Below are 9,584 nucleotides of genomic sequence, written 5' to 3' on the forward strand. Positions count from 1 at the left end.
ATAGTCAGGTATTTAACTGAATAAGCTGGAATTGTCCAGTTTAATCCGCTAAAGCTGGCTTTATGTGTAGTTGTATTCAAGGCTTGAGTTGAACCTAGCTGAGTTACGCCATCATATAATTTAACGGCTGAAACATCAGTATCAGCAGCAACACCACCTCTTGTAACTACTATACTTGAAACAGTATAAGCATTAGCACCAGCTGAAAACTTAACTTTTGTGAAAACTACATCCTGAGCATTCATTGCTGTTTGAGAAGCGGCTGGTGTATCGGCAGCTAAGCTAACAACAGCAGCTGTTCCGACTTCACCAGTTCCTCCTGTACCAGCACCTGCGCCTGAACTAAGCAAGCTGTTTAACTTGGCTCTGGTTGTTGTTCCAACATAACCAGTTCCACTAGTTAAACCATAGGTAGCGAGAATTTCACTGGCGTATTTCTCCTGAAACTTGATTGCTGCTGCAGTGGTTAAAGAACCAAAGTAGCTAGTTTCATTACCAGGAGAACCTACTCCAGAAGATGCAACTTGAGTAGCACTGTCTGTATTTAAGACAATCTGTAGACATTTAACGTCATCACCTGACATGCCTGTTTTAAGGCTTCTGTCAAAGCTACTAATCGTACAACCTGAAATAGTACCACCTCCACCTGCCATTCCTGACAACTGGGTCTGCAAACTAGATATCAAAGTTAACAAATCAGCAATCTGAGCCTGAAGCTCTGCAATCGTTGCAGACATAGCAGGACCAGCAGCGGTAAATAGAAAAGTAAATGTGGTAACAATCGCGACAATCTTTTTAATTTTAGTCATTTTTTTAATTTTCGTTTTGTATTTAATTATTAATTTTTTTACTTCTAGTCGCGTCGACCTACCCTTCCCAAATTAATTACGACTTTATTTATTGAGTTAGGTTGGGGAGCTCGTGACCTTACGTATTAGTCACGAGAATAACACCCACACCAATCTCTTGGGTCGGGGAGCGCGACTTTCAAATTTTAATATAGTCTATATTAGCAAACTGAGAAAAAATAAAAACTGTGGAAAACTTTCAAGGAATTAATTGTGATTCAAGTCTAAAATCCTAATCAATGATTCAGAATATTCCTGCTTTTCAAAAAGCTCCTTTATTTGCTCTAAAATTTCTAAATCTTCTTCATTTAAAGTTCTTTGTCCTAAATACTCTATTTGTTGTTGGACTAAATCAGCTAAAGCATCATCAAACTCTTGTGTTTCAATCTTTGTTGCCAGCACTCTTTCAACTTCCTGTTTGGTCTCTTCCAACTCCCTGATTTGGGCAACAAACTTTTCATTAATTTCTGTTACTTTTGCCAGGTTTTTAACCACCTCATTCACATTAGCTTTAAACTCATCAATCGCAGGTGCTAATCTCTGGGCTTTATTTTTTTCTGCTAAAAAGCTTAAATCAGCCAATCTTCTATTAGCTAAAAGCAAGCTTAACCCTGGCTTTTGATCTTCAGAAGAAAACATAATCTGGCCTTTTTCAGCAATCTTCTTTAAATAAAACAATGATTCACCAGGTAAAGCATTCTGGACTTGAAATATAGCTAACAATAAAAACAAGCAAAACACACCAGCATAAACTGGTTTCAAGTTCACAAATAAACCAAACCTTGGATCTTCTCCTAAAATCTGTTTTTTAGTTGATAGAACAAATTGTTTTTCGGGTTTGATTTGGTTTAATTTCTTTAATTCTCTAACTAGTTTGATTTCATTCATGTAAATCTAATAATCTCAAATTCAATAAAAATGCAAGCACTATAGCTCTACTTATTATGACGGAAAAAACACTGTTTTATTACACCTGTTTTGCTCTTTCTTTTAAAGCTTTTAAAGCCCTGTGAAGCAGTACTCTTGTCGCTGATTCTGACCTGTTCAAAAGTTCTGATATTTCAGTTATAGAAAAATCTTCTAAATAGCGCCAAATAACAATATTTTGATAGTCTTTTTTTAAATCAAGCAAAGCATGCTTTACAACCTCCATATCTGAATTAATTAGGATATTTTTTTCTAAATCTTGTCTTGGATCAGCAATCCCAAAAATACTATGGCTATCTATTGATATTGTATTAGTCTTTGCTTTTTCCCGATAATGGTCAATAACTAAATTATTCGCTGTTTTATATAAAAAAGCTCGGACATTCTTGATTTCTTCTTGTTTTTCTTTAAAAACAACCCATGTCCTTGAAAATGCCTCAGAAGTCAAATCTTCAGCAATTTCCTGAGAATTTACCTTTAAAAACACAAACTTATATATTTTGCCAATATAAGTATCGTATATTTGACTAAATAATTTTTTGGGATTTCCCATAAAAATTTAATATATAAATAAATTGATAGTAGGACATGTCCTACTTTTTAAACACATTTATCTTAATTTTGTCTATGTCCTATCACTTTTAAGCTTATAAAAAGTAGTGTTTCTCTCCCCCTCTCTTTCAACTAACCCATCTTCAAGCAATTTCCTAAAATCTCTGCGCAAGGTTCTTTTACTTATGTCTGGAAAAGAATCTTTAACCTCCCAAACCTGCACACCTTCTTTTTGCTTTAATATATCTAAAATCACTTTTTGGCGCTCACTTACTTCTGCTTTGCTCTGCTCTACATCAATGATTTTTTCAGGTATTTTAACAGCTTCAACCTGAAGTGCTGGCATCTGAATAACGCCAGGCTCTTCAAGCTCTTGTTTTTGTGGTTCTGGTTCTTTGCTATTAATAGTTTCAGCTTGTTTAACCTCTTTTTTAATTTCTTGTTCTATAGCCCTATATTCGTCCTGAAGATTTAAAACATCAATTGGCTTAACCCAATTTTGTTGTTTTGCAACTTCAAAAAAACTATCAAGAACTTCAAACAAGCTATGGGAACTTTTAACAGTTTCTGGATTTTGAGTATTTGGAGAAGAATTAAAATAAGTAACAAAATTAGCTAAAATCTCATCAGCAATTTCTCTCATCTTAAATCTTAAAGGCTCTTTTTTTGGAAAAAGTAAGGTTAATCTATACAGTTCATTGATTGCTTCAATAACTCTATTTTTGTCCATATTCTTTAATACAACAACTATAACAAAAACAAAAAAATTGGTCAAAAAAAATATCATTCTATCAGCTGTGGAAAAAGCTTTGGAAAACTCAATAATAACTTGTTTAAAACTTTGTGGAACTACTGTGTACCCACTGTGAATTCATGCGCTCAATAAAGATGACCATTTCAGAAATTGGTTTCTTAATCCTTAAGGGATTTTAATTTGTAAAAAAGACTCCGAAAAGAGTCTTATCTTATGAACATTTCATTGTTGTTAATTCAAAGAGAATCAATTATGTCCAGAAATTCTTGCTTGGTTATTCCTAATTTAGTATATGCTTTTTTAAAATCCCACGTATATACATACTTATCTTGATGAACTACCCACATTTCAATGGGATCTTTGTCGGTTTTTTGTCTAAACAACTCAATTCTTCTTGCACTTCCTCTCTTGGGAATAATGTTACATTTCCCGAACCTCTGTGTCGCACATCTCTCTATGGCCCTCATAAAAACCTTAAATTTAATTCGGGTTTGTTTGGGCATACTAAACGGGACACAAATAATAACCCGAGAGGTTTAAAGGTTCTTTAATTTTAAACTCTTCCTTTTTCTTTTCTTGAAACTTAAGAAAGTTTTTTTCTATGTTTGCAAAAACCTTTCTTTTCACTATCTTAAATACAAGCTGGTCCTGCTTGTCTGATAAAGGACGTATTGATAAATGTTTAGGATATCCATACTTTTTTAAACCTTCTTCGTATAGCTTGAATGATTTTTCTATCCTTTTCATCGCCTGCAATCTGGTTTCTGCCTCACAGCTAATATCGTAGGGACTGCAAAACCCCCTCCAATTACCGTCTTTGGCTCTATAAACAACAAATATAATTATTTTAGGTCGAAAACCCCTCATTGGTTTTATTATCGTCTTCTTTATAATGCTTTGTCAATAGTGGAGCCTTGTATGAAATATGTAATCGTAATAATTGTCATATTCACTTCTCATCTTCATATCTAACTTTTAATAAAAACAAAACATCTTTTTTAAGATTTACTTTTACCCAGGCCCCTTGCTTTTCATCTAAAAGCTCGCCCATACCTGACAAAATTTCACGCCCAAGAGTTTTGTTCATAGTTATGAACCAAAAGTTGTCTTTAATGACCACTTTTGGTTTAAATTATATCGGAACCCCCCCCTGTCAAATTCAGATTACGATAAGCTAAGCTTATCGTAATTATGATTGGGATGAGCTAAGCTTATCCCCATCCTATTATTAAAAAACCCTTATGGCTTATGTTCAGTAGAAGAAATCCAATAGCACTTATCAGAAACTAAGTACTTATAAGCATTATCATCACTAAAAACAACATTGTTTTTAGTTTCTAATTGCTCAATTTTCTGTTTTGTTGTAGTGCAATTCGCACCTTCATAAGTAATAGCAAGTCTGTTTTTTTCAATAATTGAGTTTTGAATCGTAATATCAACATTCTCTTCAATCGCAACCGCTCCAATAGCCTTATCAAAAGTTGTACCGCCATATCTAATAATAACTCCATCTAAAATTGAACCAGAAGAATAAAAACGAAGACCAAACCAATCACGGAGACCATCCAAAGGATTGATATCATAAGGATGAGTGCTGGTGGCATCATTATTAGTATCACCTCCGTAATCATCATCTTTAAGAGAAGTAAAAATCACTTCACTGTCTGAAGCGCCTTGGGCTATAAGCTTGCCATTAATTAACATTAACTTTTTATTACCAAACTTAATTACAACGTTCGGTTCAAGGGTTAAACTAACACCTTGAGAAATTGAAATATTGGTATTGATCACATAGGGCAAATCAGCTTGCCAGGTACTAGTAGCAGATATGCTTGTTGATGTTGCAAGAAAAACAGCATTTAAGTCATTGTTATAAGTGTTTTGATAATTGTTTAAAAAATTAGGAGAAGCTGACCCAAAAAGGCGAATCGGAACTTCATTATTTTCAAAAGTATTATTTTCAATGTTCGGTTCCCCAGCTTTAATTTCAATTCCTGTTGAATTATTAGAAAAGGTAGAATTCTTAATAGTTGAGATGCTATCTTGAATCTCAACTCCAATCGAATTATCTAAAAAAGTAGAGTTTTCAATAACCGAATTTCCATTAGTTATAAAAATAGCCGCAGAATCACGAGTACTAGGAGAGTTTTTAATGTTGAAAAGCACAACATCACTAATAGTACTGGTTGAATTATCTAACCAAATCGCTCTTGTAAAGGCATCGCTGATTGTAGCGTTTTGAATACTAATACTTCCTCCTTCAACATGAATAATTGGTAAATAAGAGGAGTTAGTATACGATGGGTGTTCTAGAAATTTTCCTCCGTATTTTACAATTACATTATTTAACTCTGAACCAAAACTATCTTTAAAATAAATTCTTCTCCAATCCCCTTCTTCGCCTTTTGTTAACTGCCCATCTCCATTCGTATCACCGCCGTAATCATCATCCCGCCAAGAGGTAAAAACAATATCTTGAGTGCTTATGGCAGGAGTTTGAATTACTCCCTCAACTATTAATTCGCACTCTTCACAAAACTTTATTATCACCCCTTGTTCAATAGACAAAGCTTTATTCTGAGGAATATCTAAGTTATCTTGAACAAGATAAGGACTATTATGGAGAGTTAAAATAATTTCAGAAATTCCCTTATCAAAAAGCAAATTCGTAATTAATGTTGGAGAAATTGAAGCTGAATTCAGCGCCCTTGGCGTACCATTGATATTGTTTCCACTAACATCCTTGCCGTTTTTTACAATAAGATTGTTACTTAACCAGTTGGTCGATGTAGAACCAGTACTAGTTGAATTAATTCTTTCCATAGAAACCCTAAGCCAATCATCCCCTATTTTTTGATTTTCTCCAGCAAACCAATTATCAACATAATTCACTTCGTCAATTAAATTGTCCTGATTATCAAAAAGCTTTAAATGTTCACCATTGTTATTTAAAGTTCCAGTATAAATTTTGTCAGCAAAAATATCGCTTATAGTATCATTATTAGTTCTTTCCATTAAATAGAATCCATAAGCAGAAATGGTGGTGGTAGCAGTTGAAGTAGAAAAAACAATAGAATGACTGGTTGTCCCATGACTCCAGCTGAGAGTCCAATTAGCCATATCAATGTCCTGTTCAGTATTATTATAAAGCTCAATCCATTCGTCATTTGACGAACTCGCTGTTCCCATCCAGGATATTTCGTTAATAACCACAATAGGATAATCAAATATTTGTTCTTCGCTTACACTTATAGTCGTAGTTGCTAGTGAACTTGTCGCTCCAAGATTATCTATGACCTTAAACGATACTATAAAATCACTTGAAGTTGTAAAGAAATGGCTTGTTGTGGCTTGATTCGTTGTGCTTGAATTACCATCACCAAAATCCCAGATAAAAGATGTAATCTGACCATCAGAATCAGTTGAGGGAGAGGCATCAAACACAATTTGTTCATTAATCTTGGGGTTTTGGGGATTATAGCTAAAAGATGCAATCGGTAATTGGTTTTCCGATTCAGACTCAGGTTCCGATTCTATTTTTGATTTATTTTGGGCTCTCGGAGTCGGTTCTTGAATCTCAAAATCCTGAGAATTATTATCGGTATCAATATAGCTTTCGCTTGTTGCTGACCATTTTCTGCCAATACTTTCGCCAACCAATGGATTTTCTATTGGAGCAGTCTCGAAATCTTGAGATTGACCCCATCCAACCTTGTCAGAGATTTCTCTATTAGGATTTTTAAGAACAAGAGTATTATCTTCAGTTAAAGGATAAGTAGTTAGGACATCAGCTACCCAAGCCACAACAAAGGGTGAGGAAGAAGCGTTTGCAATTAGAAAATAATTGTGGGACCTGATGAGTTTTCCTGAAAATAAACTTTTGGGGGCATAAGTTGAAAAATCAGATGCGCTTTTTGTTTTTCTCTGAATATACCAATCAGTTAAATTAACATCTTCAGAATTTGGATTATAGAGTTCAACGAAATCATCTTTTTGATTATTTTCGCTGGCGATTTGAATCTCTGTGATTAAAATTTTAAGAAAAACTGGGTTTGGCGGGGAATAAGATATCCCGCCACTATAATAAACAATGCTTTCATTTGATTCTTGGCCATCAGCTAATTCCTGTTTTTCAGCCTGGAATGTTTCCTCCTGTTCTTTTCCTATTTCTTCCTTGAATTCTTCTTTAACCCGAACTTCTTTATCCATCAATTCTTTAACTTCTTGCGCAAGAACATCAACTCTTTCAGAAATGTCATCAATTATTTCCTGAATCTCTTCTTTGGACAAGCTAAGCTTGTCCAAACTTGGTTCTGGGCCTCCTTTATATTCCATATCTTGTGCTTCTGATACTACTGACAACTCATCCTTTTGGGATAAGCTAAGCTTATCCCAACTTGCTTTTTCTTCTATGTTTTTAATTTCTGGTTCAATTAATTGTTCCGAAATCTCTTCTACTTTTACAGCCATACCTGTCCCAAAATTACTTATAAAAGCTGTTAATCTTTGTATTTGTGAACTTATCTTGTTTAATTGTTCTTGGGCTGTTTTCTGAATATTTTTGCCAGTATTTGCCACAAATACTGGTATTTTACTTATTTTCTCCAACAAATTATTCAAAGTTGTCCTTGCCTTTTCTGTAAAAAAAGGCTTGTCCTCTTTTTCAACAAATTTATAGCTCTCATATGCTGTTACAACAGTATTTTGAAGTTCTTTTTGAACTTGTTTTTTGTATTGTTCATTAACCCCTTTATTAATAGTCACATAGGGTCCCCATTTATCAAAAAGAGTGGCAAATTGGAGTTCAAGCTGAGACTTATTGTCTTCGGTTATTTTATTAACATCACGGAGAGAAAATAATGGTTTAGTCGCCCATCCCATTACTATCTTTGCTTCTTCCCATGCTGTTTTGTGAGATTCATTACTCTTCCTTAAATCAAAATAATACCATAAACCGTTATAGGATTTGACTGTTTTAAGATTTTCAATGGCTATAAATATCTTAATGACTTTACTGGTCATTGAAAATGCGTTTAAAGTTAATGCGGACATTGGTCCCGTAATATTTCCCGATAGTATTCTGGGCAGGTCATACCCTATTCCTGTATAATAATTCATTAAATTCAATCTTTCGTCTAAAATACTATTAAAATAATTTTTTGCCACTGTTTTATATTTCTGAGAAACAACTAAATCTATGAACTCCATTTCATTTAAAGTACTTAGGACAAGCAGTCCATAGGTAATGTCCGTAGATGTATCTCCAATATTAATACCTGTATTTAAAATGGTTTTTAATTTATCGTCTCTAATAGTAAAGTTCACTACTGTTTTTACTAAATCCAAGCCTGTTTTTATTTTTTTAACGTCTTTATCATTAATTTTAGCTATATTTTTAGCAAAAACAACATTTCCTAAGCCAAAATTAGCGATTACGCAGAGCATAATCGCTAAACATGACAATTTTATTAAATACGGACTAATCTTGATAGGCATAGAAGTTTCTTACCATTTCCCATCAGCAATGAATTCTCGAACAAATTCATCGTCGAAATGCATTACTATATAGATTTTTGAATCTTTTTTAAAAAAATAATATTGGTCAGAAAGGACCATCTCACTACCATGCTTCGATTGAAGTAGTGTGGATAATTTTAAACCTTTTAAGTTTTCTACTATAAAATCTGCTATTTGAGGAAAAAATTCTGATATTGTTGTTTTCCTGTAAGGCATATATATTTCTTTAAATTGTTCTACAAATGTATTTAAATCAACATCATCAATAAATTTCAAAACTCTTAATTCCATTCCGTCTAGTGGCCTTGTCCCCTCTATTAACAAATAAGACTCAAAAATTATTTTTTTCTGAAGCACCTCTCCAATACTTAACTCAGTCTTTGTAATATCCTTATATATTGCTTTACTTAATCCCTCCCACTCCTCCAGCACTTTAAAACTATACCCATCAATCTTATTTACGACCACATAATCTCCAGTTAAGGTTTTCACTACCCTCACCCCTTCAGGCAATTCTTTATTTAAATCAGCCACTTCTTGCTGATTTTTCCAATAAAAAACTCCTCCAATAACGAGGAGTAAAACAATAATTAAAAATAAAAGCTTTATAAGCTTGTTCATGTTTTTTAATTTTACAAGTCCAAAAATAAAAACACAACAACTTGTGCTGTGGAAAACTCTTGTAGTCGCATAAATTCTTTGGATAATCTTTGGGGATAAGCTAAGCTTATCCAAACTCTATTTCTTTATCCATAGGGCTTCTATTATTTTCTGTGCAGAATATTCTTTTGCAAGGAGAAAATCACAAATATTTTTTACTGTTCCTTTGTTGATTTCTTTATTTGGATGTCTGGGAATAGTGATTTTTGCCTTGTTTGTAAGACATTCTGCCTTAGCATGCCTTGAAGCCTTTTCATTAACATGAAGTCCTAATTTTTTCAAAGCCTTAATCATTCTACTGTATTTGCAAGAAATATAAAAATCAC

General features: G+C 33.5%; 10 protein-coding genes. All 10 read right to left on the minus strand.

Features of this window, described 5'->3' with window-relative positions:
- Positions 1-809 (minus strand): peptidoglycan-binding protein (locus tag KJI70_03565; GenBank protein ID MCP6718579.1); only part of this gene is annotated, 809 nt, incomplete at its 3' end.
- A gap of 246 nt (positions 810-1,055) precedes the next feature.
- Entirely contained in the window at positions 1,056-1,736 is a 681-nt protein-coding gene (locus KJI70_03570) for a DUF5667 domain-containing protein (GenBank protein MCP6718580.1), read from the minus strand.
- A gap of 79 nt (positions 1,737-1,815) precedes the next feature.
- A complete protein-coding gene (locus tag KJI70_03575) occupies positions 1,816-2,328 on the minus strand; it encodes an RNA polymerase sigma factor (protein MCP6718581.1) in 513 nt (170 codons plus the stop codon).
- A gap of 72 nt (positions 2,329-2,400) precedes the next feature.
- Positions 2,401-3,057: a DeoR family transcriptional regulator gene (locus KJI70_03580; protein MCP6718582.1), complete on the minus strand. Its 657-nt coding sequence runs from the start codon at positions 3,055-3,057 to the stop codon at positions 2,401-2,403.
- 260 nt (positions 3,058-3,317) lie between these two features.
- Positions 3,318-3,548, minus strand: a complete 231-nt coding sequence (locus tag KJI70_03585) for a hypothetical protein (protein MCP6718583.1) — start codon at positions 3,546-3,548, stop codon at positions 3,318-3,320.
- Between the two features lie 37 nt (positions 3,549-3,585).
- Complete coding sequence (locus KJI70_03590) at positions 3,586-3,948, minus strand: hypothetical protein (protein MCP6718584.1); 363 nt, start codon at positions 3,946-3,948, stop codon at positions 3,586-3,588.
- A gap of 82 nt (positions 3,949-4,030) precedes the next feature.
- A complete protein-coding gene (locus tag KJI70_03595; protein ID MCP6718585.1) occupies positions 4,031-4,168 on the minus strand; it encodes a hypothetical protein in 138 nt (45 codons plus the stop codon).
- 152 nt (positions 4,169-4,320) lie between these two features.
- On the minus strand, positions 4,321-8,526 hold the full coding sequence (locus KJI70_03600; protein MCP6718586.1) for a lamin tail domain-containing protein: 4,206 nt from the start codon (positions 8,524-8,526) through the stop codon (positions 4,321-4,323).
- 60 nt (positions 8,527-8,586) lie between these two features.
- Positions 8,587-9,219, minus strand: a complete 633-nt coding sequence (locus KJI70_03605) for a hypothetical protein (protein MCP6718587.1) — start codon at positions 9,217-9,219, stop codon at positions 8,587-8,589.
- A 117-nt stretch (positions 9,220-9,336) separates the two neighbouring features.
- On the minus strand, positions 9,337-9,584 hold a 248-nt coding region (locus tag KJI70_03610; GenBank protein ID MCP6718588.1), incomplete at its 5' end, for a type II toxin-antitoxin system HicA family toxin.

Source organism: Patescibacteria group bacterium, from assembly GCA_024238995.1.
Classification (GTDB): domain Bacteria; phylum Patescibacteriota; class Minisyncoccia; order Minisyncoccales; family JANBVM01; genus JANBVL01.